This window comes from Pseudomonas tremae (genome assembly GCF_023278125.1).
Taxonomy (GTDB): domain Bacteria; phylum Pseudomonadota; class Gammaproteobacteria; order Pseudomonadales; family Pseudomonadaceae; genus Aquipseudomonas; species Aquipseudomonas tremae.
This window is the reverse complement of record NZ_CP066270.1, coordinates 5,487,436-5,503,352: the sequence shown is the minus strand read 5'-3', so window position 1 is coordinate 5,503,352 and position 15,917 is coordinate 5,487,436. Positions and strand designations below refer to the sequence as shown.

The window sequence follows — 15,917 nt, the reverse complement described above, 5'->3', positions numbered from 1 at the left end:
TTGTTTTTAAAGGGTTTTAAGTGTGTTGGGTCTGTGTTGGGTAGGGTGTTTTGTGTGTTGGGTTTAGATTTCGAGAGGAAAGGGCAGTGATCAAGGAAATCGAAGCGTTGATGGTGCATTGGGGCGAGCAGATGCGGGAGCGCGGCCAAGGCGGCGGCTTGGGCAGCCAGATGGGGGCCATTATCGAATGGGGCGGCGCGCCACCGCGTGGCACACCGGGTTCTCGGATGCTTGGTGGTGCTGGGTGTGGCATTGACCATATCGCCAGCGAAATCGGAGCCGCCGTGGCAGAGCTTGAGCGTTCAGGCCGCGCATCTTTGGCACGGTTGGCACGAGAGCGTTATTGCGCCATGGCGACCGTCCGCGATCAGATGAAAGCGGTCGGTATTGCCGAAGGCGCTGATCGGACTTATCGCAACTGGATGGATCGCCTACATCAGCAGGTCCTTCTGATTCTCACACTGCGCAGCGGCTCGACGCGGGGCTACCCGGTCGGCCGTCAAACCAACCGTCAACTTAAGGTCGCAAGCGGCGCTTCGCCGCGCTCTTCAATCCCTCGGGCGCATTGACCGTTCGTCCGGGTCAGTTGTCGCATTGTGGTCGTATTCTTGTTGTATTGCGGCCACATTTGACTCAACCGTTAAACAGCCCTTTTCGGTTTTTCCGAACGCCGGTACAAGGTGGGCACGATCTGCGATTTGCGCCTGAATCGCCTACAGAGCACCTGCTGTGCATGCTTTAACCCAGCCATCCCCAGGCTGCCACTCACCCCGCTTCGGCGGGGTTTTTCATTTCAGCTCCCCCGGAAGGGTGGCAACCGGATGCGCACCATGCCCGACAAACCAGATACGTGGGCCAGGATCGTGGCGGCCATTTCAAATCCACTGTGGCAGGGCATGATCATGGCCATCGTCGTTTCTCTACTGCGCATCCTCTACGACGCCAAAGAAACCAGTAAGCGCCGGATCTTATTCGAAGCGCTCATCTGCGGTTCGTTGAGTCTGGTTGCGTCCAGCCTGATTGAGTGGATGACCTGGCCGCCCAGCTTATCGGTAGCTGCAGGTGGAACGATTGGCTTTCTTGGCGTTACGGCCATTCGCGAATTGGTGGCCCGTTTCATAGGCCGGAAGGTGGATTCCCTATGAAGGCTATCGCCGCTGCAATCATCATCGCGCTGGTGGGTGTACTGCTCGTCGGCATTCAGCAGTACCGGGTCGTCGCATTGCGCGGCGAGGTGGAAGTGGAAGCTACGGCCAAGAAGAAAGCACTCGACGCCAACGTCGAAAGCGAGGCCACCATCACTACGTTGCGCGCCGAGGCCCAACGTAACGCTGCCTATCTGAAGGACTTGAATCAACGAATCAAAGCCAGCGAAAACAAAGCCAAACAGGCGAGGAAAGAATTTGAAGACCTCAAGCGCAACAGCAAGCCCGTTCGTGATTGGGCTTCTCAGCCTTTGCCTGACGGCCTGCGCGGCAAAGCCGGTGGTGGTCACAAAAACGTCAGCGGTTCGACTCGAACCCCCTGAGTTGATTCCTTGCGAACGCATCAACGCCGATGAGGCTGACCTTCGTTCGAACGGCGACGTTTGGGAGCTGAAGGATCAGGCCATCAAGCTGCTCGACACCTGTGCCGATCAGGTCGACACCCAGATCCTGCGCAGCCAGAGCAAGTAGTCGAGGTCCCTGGGCTTCATGCCCCATCGGGGGGCACGCCAACCCCCTGTTTTTGGGTCCTCCCTGAGGGGGGCTCCCTACACGGGTACGTGGACTCGCGGTTCCTGTGCAGCTGAGTTTTTTGCAGGGATGTCCGTCTTTCTAAAGGGTTCTGTATGGGCAGGAAAGTCAGCAAGGCCGACTTGAGTGAGATCGTTGGCCGGGACGAACGCACCCTGACCCGGTGGCAACACGACGGCATGCCGGTGGTTGAGTTTGGCCTGGGTCGTGGCAACGAAAACCAGTACGACACCGAAGCGGTGGTCCAGTGGTTGATGCAGCAGGCTTCGCTCAACGGCAAGAAAGAATCGTCCCGTGACAGGCTTGACCGGGTCCGGGCCAACCGTGAAGAGCTGGCGCTGGCCAAAGAGCTTGGGGAGGTGGTGATCGCCTCCGACATGATCCAGCGCTTCGAGGCCATGATCATGTCGGCCAAGGTCGAACTGCTTAATACATTTCCAGATGTGCTCGCCGCTGAGCTGTCAGCCCGGTATGGCATTGAGGTGGACGATCTACTGATTCGTGAGCCCATCGAGGCCATCCTGAGAAGGCTATCGGACTATGACAATGATGCTGACTCAGTTGGAGATTCTGACGAATCGCCATACCCGGAGGGCCTTGAGGAAGACGGCGAGTGAGTCCCTGCACAAGGCCTGTTTGAAGTGGGCTCCACCGCCGCGCATGAGCATCATCGAGTGGGCGGACAAGTATCGCTGGCTGTCCGCCGAAGAGGCTGCACGGCCGGGTAAATACCGGTTCGATGTGACCCCGCATCTGGTCTGGCCAGGCGGCCCGCTTGAGGCACTGGACGATCCAAACGTTACAGAAATTGTAGGGCGCAAGTCTGCGCAGGTGGCCTGGACGTCGGGCGTGTTGGGTAACGCTCTGGGCAAGTGGATCGACATCGACCCGTCTCCGATCCTGGTGTTGTTTCCCAAGGCTGAAGCGGCCAAGCAGTATGTGGGCGAAAAGCTTGAGCCCATGATTGAGGCAACGCCCCGGCTTCGCAAGAAGGTCGATCTACGCAGTCGCAAGCTGCAGCAGCGCCAGGACTTCAAGCGATTTCCGGGCGGCTTTCTGAAAATGGTGGGCTCCAACAGTCCGGCGAGCGTGAAGTCCACGCCGGTGCCGAGAGTCGCTGTCGAGGAGCCTGATGACTGCAACCTCAACCTGCGGGGGCAGGGGGACAGCATCAAGCTGGCCAAGGAACGATTGAAGACGTTTCGCCGCTCGAAAATCATCATCGGCGGCACCCCGACCATCAAGGGCCTGTCGGCCATTGATGCGGAGCTGGAGATCTCGGACAAGCGCGAAGGGCTCGTGCCTTGCCACGAATGTGGACAGTCGCATGCGTTGAGCTTCGACAATCTGTTCTGCGCCGACGACCCGGATTATCACCACGAGGTGTATGGCAAGAAACGTCCCGAGCATGCGTATTACGCTTGCCCGCACTGCGGCTGTACGTGGGATGACAATCAGAAAAACGCGAACCTCAAACACGGCCGTTGGGTCGCTACGGCCGAGTTTAGAGGGATTGCCGGTTACATTCTCAACGAGCTGTACGCAACCTTCTGGGGATCGCGCTTCCAGGCACTGATGGAGAAGAAGCTTCAGGCCGAGCACGCCGCGTCCCACGGCAACATTGGGCCGATGATTGCCTTCGTCAACAGCTCCAAGGGGGAGAGTTACGAATACAAAAGCGACGCACCCAAAACCGATGAGCTGGAAAAGCGGGCTGAGCCTTATGCTGAGCTGACGGCACCCAACGGGGTGCTGCTGATTACGGTGGGCGTCGACGTTCAGGGGGACCGGCTGGCGCTGGTCATCATCGGCTGGGGCCGGGGTGAAGAATCGTGGCGGCTGTACTGGGGTGAGCTGTACGGTAATCCCATCGATCCGCATGACGCCGTTTGGCAGGAACTGGATCGGCTAATCGCCAAGCCTGTGGCGACAGAGGGCGGAGCGCAGCTGGTCATTTCCGCCGTGAGTATCGACAGCTCGGACGGCAACACCAGCGACGCGGTCTACGGGTACGTCCGGGATCGGCAGCGCTACAACATCATGGCGATCAAAGGTGCGTCGATTGACAGCCGTGATAAGGAAATCTTTACCCGGCCGTCCCCGTCGGTTGACTCCTCCCAGGACAACACCAAAGCGTCGAAATATGGCTTGCGCGTCTACATCGTCGGAACCCACAAGGCCAAGACGCTGATCGACGGACGTCTTCGACTCACCGGCGCAGGGCCGGGGCGGATGCACTGGTACAGCGAGATCCGCTCGGACTACTACGAGCAGCTCACCAATGAAGTGCTGGCCCCGCACGCGCGCAACCCCAGCAAGATGGTGTGGCAGAAGAAGGCGGGCCGTCGTAACGAAGCGCTGGACTGCGAAGTGTATGCACTGCATGCGGCCAGAAGCTTGAAGACCCATCTGTTACGCGAACATGAGTGGGATCAGCTGGAGCAACAATTGCTGCAACCCACTCTTTTCAACACCGAGCAGGCCGTCACTCCTGTGCCACGTAAAGCGAATGCTCGCGGTCGTGGCACGCGCAGCCGTGCAGGCTATTAGAGGTTCAATCATGACTGACGCACAAATGCGCCTGGAGCAAGTACGGGCGGCGATCTCTGACGTCCTCAAAAAGGGTCAGCGGCTGAAGCGAGCGGATCGCGAGATCTATCGGGCCGAGCTCGACAGTCTGCGTTTGCTGGAACAGCAATACGCCAAAGAGGTCGCGCTGGAGCAAGCATCGCTGCAGGGCAGGGGGCGTAATCGCATCTCCTACATGGTGATTTGATTATGGGTTTTTTCCGTAAAGACCCTGCCGAGTTGTTGATGCGAGAGGCACTCAAGCTCGCCAAGTCTGTGTCTGAAGGGTCGCCTGCCAAAGCGCAGGGTGGCGGTGGCGGGGTTGAAACCCGCTGGCGCGGCGCATCCCGTGTGTTGCGTAGCATGGCAGGCTGGATTCCGGGATTGGGCAGTGCCAGGCGCGACCTGCACCACAGCGAGCGTCGCATGCTGGTAGCCCGGTCGCGTGATGCCATGCGCAACCACCTGATTGCTCGGGCGGCTATCACCCGTCTGCGTACCAATGTGGTCGGAACCGGACTGGTCTGCCGTGCCCAGATTGATCATGTCGCGGTGGGCATCGACGAGCAGCAGGCCGAGCAAATCAATGCTCAACTGGATAGGATCTGGTCGCTGTACGCCGATGACCCCCGCGAGTGTGATGCCGAAGCCACGCTCAATCACTACCAACTGCAGGCGCTGGTGCTCATATCGGCCATGGTATGCGGCGACGTCCTGATAGCCAGCCCCGACGATGAACGTCCGGGATGCATCTTCAGCACCCGTTTGCAGTTGATCGAATCGGATCGTGTCTGCAATCCGGACGGGGGCATGGACCGCGCAAACATGGTTGAAGGTGTGGAGTTTGATCGGTTGGGAGCCCCCTTGGCGTATCACGTCTGCAACGGTTATCCCAATGAGTATTTGGCAGGGCAGAGCCTAGCGTGGGAGCGACTGCCTGCTTTCGGTGATGTGACCGGCAGACGTCGGGTCATGCATGTCATGTCGGACAAGGAAAGGCCAGGCCAGAAGCGAGGCGCTCCTTATCTGGCTCCGGTGCTGGAGCCGTTGCAGAAGCTGGAGCGCTACAGCAGTGCTGAGTTGATGGCGGCGGTTATCTCGGCGATGTTCACCGTGTTCATCAAAAAGAACAACGACTTCAACGTCTCCAACTTGCCCATGTCCGCCATGGGTAACGAGGGCGCGGGTGGTGATACCACCGACGATGGTGAGCTGGCATTGGGGGAGGGGGCCATTGTCGACTTGGGAATGGGCGAGGAGCCGGTGGTTGCCAATCCGGCTCGACCCAATGCCCAGTTCGACCCCTTCTTCACGGCGGTCGTGAAAGAGATCGGCGCGGCGCTCGAGCAACCGATGGAAGAGTTGCTGCTGCATTACAGCAGCAGTTACAGCGCGGCTCGCGCTGCGATGCTGCAGGCGTGGCGGTTCTACAGCGTTCGGCGCTGGTGGCTGGCCTGCGACTTCTGTCAGCCCAGCCGTGAATTGATCATTGATGAGGCCGTGGCGAGAGGGCTGATCCACCTGCCGGGTTACGCGGACCCTGCAAAGCGTAAAGCTTACTGTCAGGGGATCTGGATCGGCCCGGCGCGAGGCGCTATCGATGAGCTCAAAGAGGCCAATGCAGCCGGTAAGCGAATCGAAATCGGGGTCAGCAACGAAACCCTCGAAACGGCCGCAATGACGGGCGAGCCCTGGCAGCAGGTCTACCGCCAGCGTGTTCGCGAAGTTGAGCAGCGACGCTCCGACAACCTGCACATGTTGCCCAAAGGCGGCGTCATCGCTGACCCACCCACACCATCCAACGAGGAATAACCATGCCCCGCGCATTGGAGCTGGCTGCATCGCAGCCTTGGCTGATGCTGCCTGACGCCCTGGATAACCTGCTGACCATTGCCGACCGCATGGGCGATCCAGGTGCGTTGGAGAGCAAAACCGGTATTCGGCTGGAGAACAGCCGCACGGTCAGCGTTCGCAACGGCGTCGCCATCATCCCAGTGGTCGGTCCGGTTTTTCGCTACGCCAATCTTTTTACCGAGATCAGTGGCGCGACCAGCACCCAGGTACTGGCCACCGACCTGCAGTCGGCACTGGATGACCCAAGCATCAAGTCCATCATCCTCAACATCGACAGCCCTGGCGGAGTGGCGGCGGGCATCAACGAACTGGCTGACCAGATCCATGCGGGACGTGCGCGTAAGCGCATTGTGGCCTACGTCGGTGGAACGGGGGCCAGCGCTGCTTACTGGCTGGCTTCTGCGGCCAGCGAGATTGTCATCGATGAGACGGCGTTGCTCGGCAGCATCGGCGTTGTGGTGGAAGCCGTGGTCGAGGGGGAGGCTAGCAGCGGCCGCAAGCGCTACCAGATTGTCAGCCGCAACGCCCCCAACAAACGGCTCGACATGGCCTCCGAAGAGGGACGTGCCAAGGTCGGTGAAACCGTGGACGCAATGGGCGAAGTGTTTGTGGCCAAGGTCGCCCGCAACCTTGGTGTGGCATCCGACGCTGTTCCAGCAATGGGAGATTTTGGCGGCTTGCGAGTAGGTGTCGCAGCCGTTGAATCGGGCCTTGCTCACCGCCTGGGCTCGCTGGAAGGACTAATTACCGAACTGGCCAAACCGGCCGCGACACAACCGAGGACATTCACTATGACCACCGTCAACTCCACCGCGCAGCTGCGCGAAGCACTGGCCGCTGGCACCGACCCAAACACCATTGAAATTGCCCAGGCCAGCCATTCCGAACTGGAGACTGCACGTACGCAAGCCAGCACGCAGGCGGTCACCACTGAGCGTGAGCGCATCAAGGGCATCAACGGTCTGGCCAGTAAGGGCTTCGAGGCCGAGATCACGGCGGCCATTGATTCCGGGGCCTCGGTCGAGGCAACCGCCTTGCAGTTGTTCAAGGCCGCCCAGGACCGTGGCATTTCGTTGAGCGCCATTAAGGCCGATAGCACCCGTGCATCGACCTCTACACCCGCCGATGGCAACGCTCAGGGTGAGCGCAAAGCCGTAGTCGGAGCCATTGTCGCGGGCGCTTCGCGTCGCTGATCAGGAGAACATCATGAGTAATCCAACCCGTCAGACCTACGTCCCCAGTCATCTCTCTGCAGGTGCATTCCCTGTGGTGATTGAGACCGGAATCATTGCGGCAGGCCAGAAGCTCAAGCGAGGTGCGGTCCTCGGTCAGGTGGACGCCTCGGGCGAGTACCTGCTCTGCGCCGCCGCGGCCGACAACGGCTCTCAGGCACCCAAGGCTGTGCTTGATCAAGACGTGGATACCACCGGCGGCGCTTTTCCAGCATCGATCCTTCTCACCGGCGAGGTGCTGGGCTCTGAGCTCATGTTGGGCGAAGGCCTGTCACTCGCCAAAGCAAAAGCAGCCCTGCGGCCGCTGTGCCTGTTCATTCGTTAACCGGAGCTTCTGATGGATATTTTTGACACCCGTACCATGCTTGAAGCCGTCGAGCAGATGCCCACGGCGCGACGTTTTCTCCTTAACACGTTCTTCAATGGTGGCAGCCCCGTGACGTTCCCCACCAAAACGGTGGACATTGATATCGTCAAAGGCCAGCGCAAAATGGCACCGTTTGTTCATCCGCGCCTGCCCGGCAGCATTTCGTTGCGTGACGGTTACCGGACTGACTCCTACGCGCCGCCGTACATCCAGCCCAAGCGTGAAACGACCGCTGAGCTGGTCCTCAAACGCTCGGCAGGGGACAACCCTTTCTCCAGCCGGTCGCCGTTGGAGCGGGCAGGCCAGATGCTGGGCAAGGATCTGCGCGATCTGGATGACGAGATCATTCGTCGCGAGGAGTGGATGTGTGCCCAGGCACTGACCACCGGCAAGGTCCGTGTGCTGGGCGACGGCGTTGATGACACAATCGACTTCCTAATGGCCAACGATCACAAAATCACGCTGGGCACCGGGCAGTGGGGCACCGACAACTCTGATCCGATTGGTAACCTGCGCACCTGGAAACGCAAGATTGCCAAAGACTCCGGCCGCACTGCCAACACTGCTGCGCTGAGCGGTGAGGCGCTTGATGCGTTCCAGTCCAACCTGACGGTCATCAAGCAACTGAACACGCGCCGCGTCGACATGGGCCTGATCAAGCCGGAAGAGTTGCCGGACGGCGTCACCTATCTGGGCTACCTGAACGATCCGGGCGTCGACCTTTACGGTTATGACGAGTGGTATCTGGATGACGAGGGCGATGAGCAGCCCATGATTCCAGCAGGCGGCTTGATTCTGGGCGCGACGTCCACGCGTAACGCCATGCTTTACGGTGCGATTCAGGATCTGGAAGCCATCGAGAGCGGGCTGGTCGAAGCGGCACGCTTCCCCAAAAGCTGGACTACTCAGGAGCCGAGCGCTCGCTGGTTGAAGCTTCAGAGCGCGGCACTCGCCGGTTTGCTGGAGCCGGACGCATTCATCTACGCCAAGGTGGTGTGAGATGGCCAAGAAGCCCGGCTATATCGTGGTGGACGGCTGCATTCAGGAGGGACGCAACGTCATCGTCAGAGGCAGCCCATACACTCCGGCCAGTAAAGAGATGGAGGATGCGCTGGTGGCAGAAGGGCGTATCGCCATGAGCACGGACCCTCGGGCGCAAGAGGCCATCCAGTCCCAGGCAGCTAGCGGTGGCGATACTGATGACGCCACCGACGGTGACTGATCATGAGCTTTCGAGAACTGGCTGAGGACATGGACGCCCAGATCCTTGAATCTCTGGGCGATATCGCAACCATCGACGGACGCGATATCGAGGGTTTCCTTTCAATCCCGTGGTTGCAACCCAAGCTCGGACGCATCAACACCGGCATCAGGGAGCCGCACTTCGCGATACGTATTCACGACGCTACTGGGATTGCGATTGGTCAGATTGTCTCCATCGACCTGCCTGAGCAGGATGGTGGCGGTCGGTATGACCTGGTCGGACTGGAACCTGACGGTACTGGCTGGGTATCTCTTATCCTGAGGCTTAAGCGATGAGCATAGGCAGCTTCTACAAACAGTCGGCCAAGGACGGCATGATCACCCTTCAGCCTTCTGCGGCTGATCTGGAAGCGTTCAAGGACTTTGCTGCAGCGGTTCCCAAAGCTGCGGCAGCGGCTCAGCGGCGATCCATCAACAAGACGCTACGCTGGTTGCGCACGCACATTGCCAGGGCAGTTGGGCGGCAAGAGCGCATCGCGGTCGCAGCCGTTCGACAACGCCTTCGGGCCTACCCGGTCAGCGGTGGCGCGATGCGCGGCAAGCTTTGGTTTGGTCTGGATGCCATTTCTGCCAGTCGTATCGGCCGTGCGCGACAGAGCCGTACCGGCGTATCCGTTGCCGGTCGCCGTTATCAGGGCGCATTCTTCAAAACGGTCTACGGCAGCAGTCCCGATATCTGGATCCGCACTGCGAGCAAGCACTTTGACTCCGATGCGTATGCCGAAACAAGGCAAGGCAAACGCCGCTCTGGCTTCATTGAAGAAAACGGCAGCCGCTTCCCGTTGGCCAAAGCCAAAGTTTCTCTGGAGGAGGCAAGGCCACACTTCGATAGCTGGGTGAAACGGGCAGATGAGCGACTGCTGGAGATTCTCAAGCAGGAATTCAATTACGAGCTGCAGAAGTACCTGAAAGGAACTGCCCGTGTCTGATGAAACCTTCAATCTTGATTCGTTGTACGAAGCCATTGAACGACACATCAGGGCCGCGATTGCTGGGCTTGAGTACGTCGGCACCATGCCGGACATGCTTCAGCAGGTTGCCGTCCCGGCCGTGCTGATCGAACTGGTGGAGTTTGAGCCAGGCATTGATCAGGGCACCGGGGAAACGGCCTTGATTGCCCGTTTCGAAGCACGGGTGATCGTTGGGTCCGAGCGCGAGCAATGCCAGCAGCAGGCGGCCTTCGCGGCCTCGCAACTGGCTGTCCTGCTGAGGCTACAAACCTGGGGGCTTGAGGTCGAGCCCGCCGAGTTCGTTAGGGCCGCTCAGGACTGGTCGCGTCCCGAGCTGGACGGCTACGCGGTCTGGGTCGTCGAGTGGACCCAAGGGATTTACCTCGGGGAAGAGGAATGGCCTTGGCCTAATGAGCCGCCTGGCACTCTGGTGTTTGCCTTCAGTCCGGACACCGGACGTGGTAACGAAGATCAGTACCAGTCGCCTGAGGACATGTGATGAGTTTCGCGTTGGCTGAACATGACCGCATGCTGGCTGGTGTGGTGAAGGACTGCTATGTCGTTGCGCTGGACCTGACGGCATCACCTCCGGTATGCCGTGTTTCGGATGGTGATTGGGTCAGCGCATGGGTGCGCTGGCACAGCGTGGCGGCAGGCAACGCAAGACACTGGCGGGCACCGACCCTTGGTGAGCAGGGCACGTTGCTCAGTGCCAGCGGTGACGTGTCGCAAGGCACGTTCATTCCCGGGCTGTATGGCAATGCAGGTGCCCAGCCTGATAACCGCGATCATGTGGAAGTCTGGCGCTTCGACGACGGCGGTTCCCTGATCTACGACTGGCAGGCCAACACTTACACGATTGATCTGCCTACCGGGACGGTGACTGTCACCGTCGGAGCCAGCTCGGCTGTTGTGACCGACGACTCCATTAGTGTGACCTCCGGAACGATCACCGCCAAGGCTGGCACGATCACGCTGGATGGAAACGTCACGATCAGCGGAACGCTCACCGTCGCCGGTGATATTCGCGGCGGTGGCCAGATCATCGACACTGGTGGCAACACCCCGAACCACAAGCACTGACCCGGCCCGCACTGCGGGCTTTTTAATGTCTGGAGATAACCCATGGCGACCGTAAAAATCGATAAGACTTCTGGTGATCAACCGCCAGCACCAACAGGCCAGGTCACCCCCACGTCGGAATCAGTCACGGACGCCGTGCCTCCTCCCGAGCCCGCTGTAGCGGTGCGGACGTATCGAGACACGCTGTTCACCTCGCGCACGCTGATTCTGCCGGATGACCGCACGCTGGCTGTCGCCAAAGGCATTGTCACCGCGCAGGCAGATGACGCGGTCGCGCTGGAGTGTCTGCGTGCGCATCCGGACCTTGAGCCGCTGGAGTAATTCATGATCGGAATGGATCGCCGTACCGGTCAGCCTGTCTCCGGCCTGACGCACCTGCGGCAGTCCATCGAAGACATTCTGGGCACTCCCGTGGGCAGCCGCCGAATGCGCCCGGAGTACGGCAGCAAGATCCGGCGCTTTGTCGATCTGCCTGTGAACGAGGGCTGGAAAAGCGCGGTGCAGGCCGAGGTGGCCAGATCGCTCGGACGTTGGGAGCCTCGCCTAAGACTTGAGCGTGTCAGGGTGATTGCGGTCCTGAACGGCCAGGTCACCTTGGAAGTGCAGGGGACGTATCTGGGTGACAATGCGGTGTTAGAGGTGACGGCATGAGCTTGATTGAACTGTCGGCGCTGCCCGCGCCGCAAGTCCTTGAGGACCTGGACTTTGAAGAAGAGTATCAGGGCGAGCTAGCCGCCTTTCGCGAATACATGGGCGACAACTGGAGCGCCTTGCTGGAAAGCGACCCTGTCACCAAGTTGCTCGAACTGGGGGCTTACAGGCGGCTCCAGAACAGGGCACGTGTCAACGATGCGGCGAAGTCATTGATGCTGGCATATGCCCAGAAAGCTGATCTCGATCAGTTGGCAGCCAACGTCAACCTCAAACGTCTGCAGATCCAGGCTGCAGACCCTGTTGCAGTGCCTCCCACTGCAGCTGTCATGGAAGAAGACGATGCGCTTCGGGAACGTGTCCAGCTTGCCTACGAGGGACTGACCACGGCGGGGCCACGAAACAGCTACATCCTTCACGCACGCAACGCCTCAGGTTTGGTGGCCGATGCCACTGCGGAAAGCCCAGCCCCGGCAGTAGTCGTGGTTACAGTGCTTGCGCTGGAAGGCAGTGGTGCGGCCGATGCGGATCTGCTGGAGACGGTTCGGCTCAACCTCAGTGACGAGGACGTGCGTCCCCTAGGAGATCGCCTGACTGTTCAAAGCGCTGAGATTCTGCCTTACCGCATTAATGCTGTCGTCCACATGGTGGGAAGCGGGCCTGAAACTGAGGCTACTCTGGCTGAATGCAAGAACCGGCTGGGGGCCTGGGTCAATCCCAGGAGACGCTTGGGCCTTGAGGTGGCTCGATCCGGCATTGACGCGCAGCTGCACATCAGCGGCGTCAGTCGGGTTGATCTTCAGGACTGGACGGACATCCGTCCGACCAAGGCGCAGGCAGCCTGGTGTGAAGCATTCACCGTGACGCGGGGTAGTTGAGATGACCAGCTTGCTCCCCCTCAACAGCTCCCCGCTTGAGCGCGCCATTGAGGTTGCCACGGATGAAGTCACGACGATTCCCTTGCGCACGCTGTACAACCCTCAGACCTGTCCCGCGCACTTGCTCTATCACCTGGCGTGGGCCTGGTCGGTGGACCGATGGGATGAAGCATGGTCTGAGCCGGTAAAGCGTGCAGCCATTGCCGCGTCGTTCTTCATCCATGAACGCAAGGGGACGATTGGTGCGATACGCCGAGTGGTTGAACCGCTTGGCTATCTCATTGATGTCCTGGAGTGGTGGCAGACCGTACCTGAGGGAATCCCCGGTACTTTTGCCCTCAAGGTGGGTGTGCTGGACACCGGCATCACCGAGGAGATGTATCAGGAACTGACGGCCCTGATCGATGACGCCAAGCCTGTTAGCCGTCATATGCTGGAACTGGCCATCAGCCTTGAAACGACCGGCCGTTTCTACCTCGCCGCTTCGGTCTCTGAAGGCGACGAAATTGATGTTTACCCACCTGTACCGCGTGACATCGAGGTCACGGGGCATATGGGGCTGGGTGGGCGTGAAACTACTATCGATACTCTGGATGTCTTCACATGATCGATCAGACTTCGCAATTCTTTGCCACCCTGACGAATGTCGGTGCGGCCAAGCAGGCCAACGCCGATGCCCTCGGCGTGCCTTGGAAAATAGCTCAAATGGGCGTGGGTGATGCCAATGGTGCTGACCCTGTGCCAGATGCTACACAGAAGAAGCTTATTAACGAGCGCCGCCGTGCTCCGCTCAACCAGCTCAAGGTTGATCCAGCCAACAACGCGATCATCATCGCCGAGCAGGTTATCCCGGCAGAGGTGGGCGGCTTCTGGATTCGTGAAATTGGCTTGTACGATACGGATGGGGATCTGGTGGCGGTTGCGAACTGCGCGCCCTCGTACAAACCGTCACTGGCACAAGGATCTGGGCGCACACAGATCGTGCGCATCAACCTGCTGGTCAGCAATACCAGCAACGTCGAGCTGCGCATTGACCCAACGGTTGTGCTGGCCACACGTTCCTTTGTGGACCTGCGGATTCAGGAAGAGCTTTCCAAACTCGACAATAAACAATCTGTTCGTGCTGCCACCACCGGCCCGATTGTCCTTGCTGGCATTCAGACGGTCGATGGCATTTCGCTTGTCGCAGGTGACCGGGTACTGGTGAAAAATCAGGCTAGCGGCAAAGACAATGGTTTGTACTCAGTCGTCGCTGGTAATGCCTGGTTGCGCGTTGTTGACGCGGATGCAAGCGCCGAGGTGACGCCCAACCTGATGGTCAGCGTCGAGCAGGGTGACACGTTGTTCGACACGCTCTGGCAGTTGACGACCAACGCGCCAATTACCCTAGGTACGACTGCGCTGGTGTTCGAGCAAGTCGCAGGTCCGACTGGCGTTTTGCCCGGTATTTACAACCGGGTCACGGTAGACCGGCGCGGCTTGGTGATGGCCGGTTTCAACCCGACCACGCTGGACGGGTACGGCATTGCCGATGCCTACAGCAAGACCGAGATCGATACGCGGGTTGCGGCGTTACAACCCAAGCTGGGGTTTACCGCGGTGCAACAAGGCACCGGTGCGGGCCAATTGGACAACGCGGTGAAGATCGGATGGAGCGGGACTGACCTGAAAGCGACTGTTGATAAGACAGATCTTGGGAAACTCTGGTATTCAAGTAACTTTAACCCCGACAAAAAAGCGGATCGTGCTGAAACCCTCTCAGGCTACGGTATTAATGACGCTTATACGTCAGCAGATGTTGATCGGCGTGTCTCTGAGCGTGCCTTGAAGACGGAGGTTTATTCGAAGGCTGATACGTATACAAGAGCTGAGGTTGATACTCGGGACGCGCAGCGCTACACAAAAGAGGAAACTGATCTAAGACTTTCGGGCAAGGCGACTGGGGACAGCATTACGGTTGTCGGGTTTGCGGGCAATGATGTCAAATATCCCTATATGCGTCGATCCACTGATGGCGGCGTTTACCACCTGCAGACAAGGCTGGGGTATGTTCCCGTTCAAGCGGGCACGGGAGTCGGGCAGCAAAGCAACCTGATAAAAATAGGTCATTCCGCTGTTGGCGTTAAAATTACAGTTGACGAAACAGACTTTGGCAATCTCTGGTACTCGGGCAATTTTGACCCCAGTAGTAAAGCGAACGTAGGCTCCACGCTTGCTGCCTACGGGATTAACAATGCGTATACCAAGGCTGAGGTCGATGCACGGGACTCGTCTCGCGCAATTGCTGATTCAATCACCCACGTAGGGTTTGCCAGTGGTGATGTTGCTTTTCCCTATATGCGGCGGTCGTCCGACGGCGGAATATTTTACCTGCAGACCCGTCTAGGCTTCTCCCCTGTAGAGCAGGGTGGCGGCGCAAATATGGGTAATTTCAAACTGAGGCTAGGTTACAACAATGCCGGCAGTGTTCGTTTTTCAGTAGATGGCGCTGATTACGGCGATCTGATAAGCGATATTAACCTGGCGACGAAAGTTGCGGGACTTGGACTGACTGGCATTGGTCAGTATGCATTTGCACGAGTAATCAATACATATGGTAATTCTATAAACCAAGGTACATCGATTCCCGGCAACAACCTTCTTTACAGCTCTACAGCTGCAGGCGACGGCGCAAGTAGTAACTCGGGAACCATTGGCATAGGGACCTGGCGTGCTCATGGCGCGTTTAACGGTACTGAGCGCACGCTCTTTCAACGAATCAATTAGGTTAACTATGAGAACAGTATTAAGCGCTCGCGATCCTCGCTGGTCCGACCAGGCTCATTCGTCCATCGTTCTGATGGTGGCGTTCAAAGAAGTGTTCGAGATCTATGGAGAGACGCCGTTCGCGGCTTCTCCTCACGATACCGAGCCTCATGGTGTAGAGCTGTTTGAACGTGCGCTGGCCGGTGAGTTTGGTGAGGTCCAAGAGCCGACGCTCCAGACGGTGCAGGTACAGGTCATGTGCGAGCGTGGCGGACTTTCTGCTGCAGCTACGGCGCGAATCAACGAGTTGGTCGTCGAGCTGGAAACGTTGCAAGACGCCGTTGATCTGGGCGTCGCGACGCCCGAGCAGCAAACGGCGCTGCCTGCTATCAGCGCCGAGATTAAGGCGCAGCGGCTATACCGCGTCGAACTCGCGCAGCTCGACACGAAGCCCGGCTATCCGCTGGACTTTGAATGGCCGGTGCCGCCTGCCGTTCCATTCGTTTATGAGCCGCCCAAGCCGGAAGCTCCTGCGCAGGACGTCAGCGACGACGATCAACAAAGCACCTAACGCCCCGCACTGACGGGGC

At 59.1% G+C, this 15,917-nt stretch carries 22 protein-coding genes; all 22 read left to right on the top strand.

Translation table 11 applies throughout. From position 1 onward, the window contains the following. The first annotated feature begins 86 nt into the window (after window positions 1-86). The 22 genes from I9H09_RS24860 (at window position 87) to I9H09_RS24755 (ending at window position 15,898) form a co-directional block, all read left to right on the top strand. Window positions 87-569: a hypothetical protein gene (locus tag I9H09_RS24860; RefSeq protein WP_122285309.1), complete on the top strand. Its 483-nt coding sequence runs from the start codon at window positions 87-89 to the stop codon at window positions 567-569. 252 nt (window positions 570-821) lie between these two features. Further along, window positions 822-1,145 (top strand): phage holin, lambda family, encoded by a 324-nt coding sequence (locus I9H09_RS24855; protein ID WP_003377395.1) that lies wholly within the window; start codon window positions 822-824, stop codon window positions 1,143-1,145. After that, window positions 1,142-1,528 carry a hypothetical protein gene (locus I9H09_RS24850; protein ID WP_096106998.1) on the top strand — a complete coding sequence of 129 codons (387 nt, stop codon included), beginning with the start codon at window positions 1,142-1,144 and terminating at the stop codon, window positions 1,526-1,528. The genes I9H09_RS24855 and I9H09_RS24850 overlap by 4 nt, the downstream gene beginning before the upstream one ends. Further along, the gene (locus I9H09_RS24845) at window positions 1,488-1,676 is read left to right on the top strand and encodes a hypothetical protein (RefSeq protein ID WP_236502525.1); all 189 of its coding nucleotides are present in this window, start codon (window positions 1,488-1,490) and stop codon (window positions 1,674-1,676) included. The genes I9H09_RS24850 and I9H09_RS24845 overlap by 41 nt, the downstream gene beginning before the upstream one ends. A 155-nt stretch (window positions 1,677-1,831) precedes the next feature. Then, window positions 1,832-2,353 (top strand): DUF1441 family protein, encoded by a 522-nt coding sequence (locus I9H09_RS24840; protein ID WP_004663046.1) that lies wholly within the window; start codon window positions 1,832-1,834, stop codon window positions 2,351-2,353. Beyond that, the gene (locus I9H09_RS24835) at window positions 2,334-4,286 is read left to right on the top strand and encodes a phage terminase large subunit family protein (RefSeq protein WP_346348451.1); all 1,953 of its coding nucleotides are present in this window, start codon (window positions 2,334-2,336) and stop codon (window positions 4,284-4,286) included. The genes I9H09_RS24840 and I9H09_RS24835 overlap by 20 nt, the downstream gene beginning before the upstream one ends. A gap of 10 nt (window positions 4,287-4,296) precedes the next feature. After that, complete coding sequence (locus tag I9H09_RS24830; RefSeq protein ID WP_004663043.1) at window positions 4,297-4,512, top strand: hypothetical protein; 216 nt, start codon at window positions 4,297-4,299, stop codon at window positions 4,510-4,512. A 2-nt stretch (window positions 4,513-4,514) separates the two neighbouring features. After that, on the top strand, window positions 4,515-6,116 hold the full coding sequence (locus I9H09_RS24825; RefSeq protein ID WP_122347356.1) for a phage portal protein: 1,602 nt from the start codon (window positions 4,515-4,517) through the stop codon (window positions 6,114-6,116). 2 nt (window positions 6,117-6,118) lie between these two features. After that, the gene (locus tag I9H09_RS24820; protein WP_122347357.1) at window positions 6,119-7,351 is read left to right on the top strand and encodes a S49 family peptidase; all 1,233 of its coding nucleotides are present in this window, start codon (window positions 6,119-6,121) and stop codon (window positions 7,349-7,351) included. Window positions 7,352-7,364: 13 nt separating this feature from the next. Continuing rightward, window positions 7,365-7,715 (top strand): head decoration protein, encoded by a 351-nt coding sequence (locus I9H09_RS24815; RefSeq protein WP_122347358.1) that lies wholly within the window; start codon window positions 7,365-7,367, stop codon window positions 7,713-7,715. 12 nt (window positions 7,716-7,727) lie between these two features. Continuing rightward, window positions 7,728-8,756 carry a major capsid protein gene (locus I9H09_RS24810; protein ID WP_004663036.1) on the top strand — a complete coding sequence of 343 codons (1,029 nt, stop codon included), beginning with the start codon at window positions 7,728-7,730 and terminating at the stop codon, window positions 8,754-8,756. 1 nt (window position 8,757) lies between these two features. Next, a complete protein-coding gene (locus I9H09_RS24805; protein ID WP_031596562.1) occupies window positions 8,758-8,979 on the top strand; it encodes a hypothetical protein in 222 nt (73 codons plus the stop codon). 2 nt (window positions 8,980-8,981) lie between these two features. Then, window positions 8,982-9,296 (top strand): head-tail joining protein, encoded by a 315-nt coding sequence (locus I9H09_RS24800; RefSeq protein ID WP_122347359.1) that lies wholly within the window; start codon window positions 8,982-8,984, stop codon window positions 9,294-9,296. Then, window positions 9,293-9,949, top strand: a complete 657-nt coding sequence (locus I9H09_RS24795; protein WP_122347360.1) for a hypothetical protein — start codon at window positions 9,293-9,295, stop codon at window positions 9,947-9,949. The genes I9H09_RS24800 and I9H09_RS24795 overlap by 4 nt, the downstream gene beginning before the upstream one ends. Further along, window positions 9,942-10,469, top strand: a complete 528-nt coding sequence (locus tag I9H09_RS24790) for a hypothetical protein (RefSeq protein ID WP_122347361.1) — start codon at window positions 9,942-9,944, stop codon at window positions 10,467-10,469. Before I9H09_RS24795 ends, I9H09_RS24790 begins: the two co-directional genes overlap by 8 nt. Further along, complete coding sequence (locus tag I9H09_RS24785; protein ID WP_054990875.1) at window positions 10,469-11,053, top strand: phage baseplate assembly protein V; 585 nt, start codon at window positions 10,469-10,471, stop codon at window positions 11,051-11,053. The genes I9H09_RS24790 and I9H09_RS24785 overlap by 1 nt, the downstream gene beginning before the upstream one ends. Window positions 11,054-11,095: 42 nt before the next feature. Next, the gene (locus I9H09_RS24780; RefSeq protein WP_122325360.1) at window positions 11,096-11,374 is read left to right on the top strand and encodes a hypothetical protein; all 279 of its coding nucleotides are present in this window, start codon (window positions 11,096-11,098) and stop codon (window positions 11,372-11,374) included. A 3-nt stretch (window positions 11,375-11,377) separates the two neighbouring features. Beyond that, the gene (locus I9H09_RS24775; RefSeq protein ID WP_024690888.1) at window positions 11,378-11,704 is read left to right on the top strand and encodes a GPW/gp25 family protein; all 327 of its coding nucleotides are present in this window, start codon (window positions 11,378-11,380) and stop codon (window positions 11,702-11,704) included. Further along, a complete protein-coding gene (locus tag I9H09_RS24770; RefSeq protein ID WP_236502523.1) occupies window positions 11,701-12,582 on the top strand; it encodes a baseplate assembly protein in 882 nt (293 codons plus the stop codon). Before I9H09_RS24775 ends, I9H09_RS24770 begins: the two co-directional genes overlap by 4 nt. Before the next feature lies 1 nt (window position 12,583). Beyond that, a complete protein-coding gene (locus I9H09_RS24765; protein ID WP_024660490.1) occupies window positions 12,584-13,189 on the top strand; it encodes a phage tail protein I in 606 nt (201 codons plus the stop codon). Next, window positions 13,186-15,348, top strand: coding sequence for a phage tail protein (locus tag I9H09_RS24760; protein ID WP_236502543.1), 2,163 nt, complete (start codon window positions 13,186-13,188; stop codon window positions 15,346-15,348). The genes I9H09_RS24765 and I9H09_RS24760 overlap by 4 nt, the downstream gene beginning before the upstream one ends. 7 nt (window positions 15,349-15,355) lie before the next feature. Next, the gene (locus tag I9H09_RS24755) at window positions 15,356-15,898 is read left to right on the top strand and encodes a tail fiber assembly protein (protein ID WP_116828072.1); all 543 of its coding nucleotides are present in this window, start codon (window positions 15,356-15,358) and stop codon (window positions 15,896-15,898) included. Window positions 15,899-15,917: the final 19 nt, after the last annotated feature.

Excerpts from the sequence above, each read along its gene's own strand:
- I9H09_RS24855 (WP_003377395.1), top strand. The coding sequence starts at position 822 with ATGCGCACCATGCCCGACAAACCAGATACGTGGGCCAGGATCGTGGCG.
- I9H09_RS24850 (WP_096106998.1), top strand. The coding sequence starts at position 1,142 with ATGAAGGCTATCGCCGCTGCAATCATCATCGCGCTGGTGGGTGTACTG.
- I9H09_RS24840 (WP_004663046.1), top strand. The coding sequence starts at position 1,832 with ATGGGCAGGAAAGTCAGCAAGGCCGACTTGAGTGAGATCGTTGGCCGG.
- I9H09_RS24830 (WP_004663043.1), top strand. The coding sequence starts at position 4,297 with ATGACTGACGCACAAATGCGCCTGGAGCAAGTACGGGCGGCGATCTCT.
- I9H09_RS24825 (WP_122347356.1), top strand. The coding sequence starts at position 4,515 with ATGGGTTTTTTCCGTAAAGACCCTGCCGAGTTGTTGATGCGAGAGGCA.
- I9H09_RS24820 (WP_122347357.1), top strand. The coding sequence starts at position 6,119 with ATGCCCCGCGCATTGGAGCTGGCTGCATCGCAGCCTTGGCTGATGCTG.
- I9H09_RS24815 (WP_122347358.1), top strand. The coding sequence starts at position 7,365 with ATGAGTAATCCAACCCGTCAGACCTACGTCCCCAGTCATCTCTCTGCA.
- I9H09_RS24810 (WP_004663036.1), top strand. The coding sequence starts at position 7,728 with ATGGATATTTTTGACACCCGTACCATGCTTGAAGCCGTCGAGCAGATG.
- I9H09_RS24805 (WP_031596562.1), top strand. The coding sequence starts at position 8,758 with ATGGCCAAGAAGCCCGGCTATATCGTGGTGGACGGCTGCATTCAGGAG.
- I9H09_RS24800 (WP_122347359.1), top strand. The coding sequence starts at position 8,982 with ATGAGCTTTCGAGAACTGGCTGAGGACATGGACGCCCAGATCCTTGAA.
- I9H09_RS24795 (WP_122347360.1), top strand. The coding sequence starts at position 9,293 with ATGAGCATAGGCAGCTTCTACAAACAGTCGGCCAAGGACGGCATGATC.
- I9H09_RS24785 (WP_054990875.1), top strand. The coding sequence starts at position 10,469 with ATGAGTTTCGCGTTGGCTGAACATGACCGCATGCTGGCTGGTGTGGTG.
- I9H09_RS24780 (WP_122325360.1), top strand. The coding sequence starts at position 11,096 with ATGGCGACCGTAAAAATCGATAAGACTTCTGGTGATCAACCGCCAGCA.
- I9H09_RS24775 (WP_024690888.1), top strand. The coding sequence starts at position 11,378 with ATGATCGGAATGGATCGCCGTACCGGTCAGCCTGTCTCCGGCCTGACG.
- I9H09_RS24770 (WP_236502523.1), top strand. The coding sequence starts at position 11,701 with ATGAGCTTGATTGAACTGTCGGCGCTGCCCGCGCCGCAAGTCCTTGAG.
- I9H09_RS24765 (WP_024660490.1), top strand. The coding sequence starts at position 12,584 with ATGACCAGCTTGCTCCCCCTCAACAGCTCCCCGCTTGAGCGCGCCATT.
- I9H09_RS24760 (WP_236502543.1), top strand. The coding sequence starts at position 13,186 with ATGATCGATCAGACTTCGCAATTCTTTGCCACCCTGACGAATGTCGGT.
- I9H09_RS24755 (WP_116828072.1), top strand. The coding sequence starts at position 15,356 with ATGAGAACAGTATTAAGCGCTCGCGATCCTCGCTGGTCCGACCAGGCT.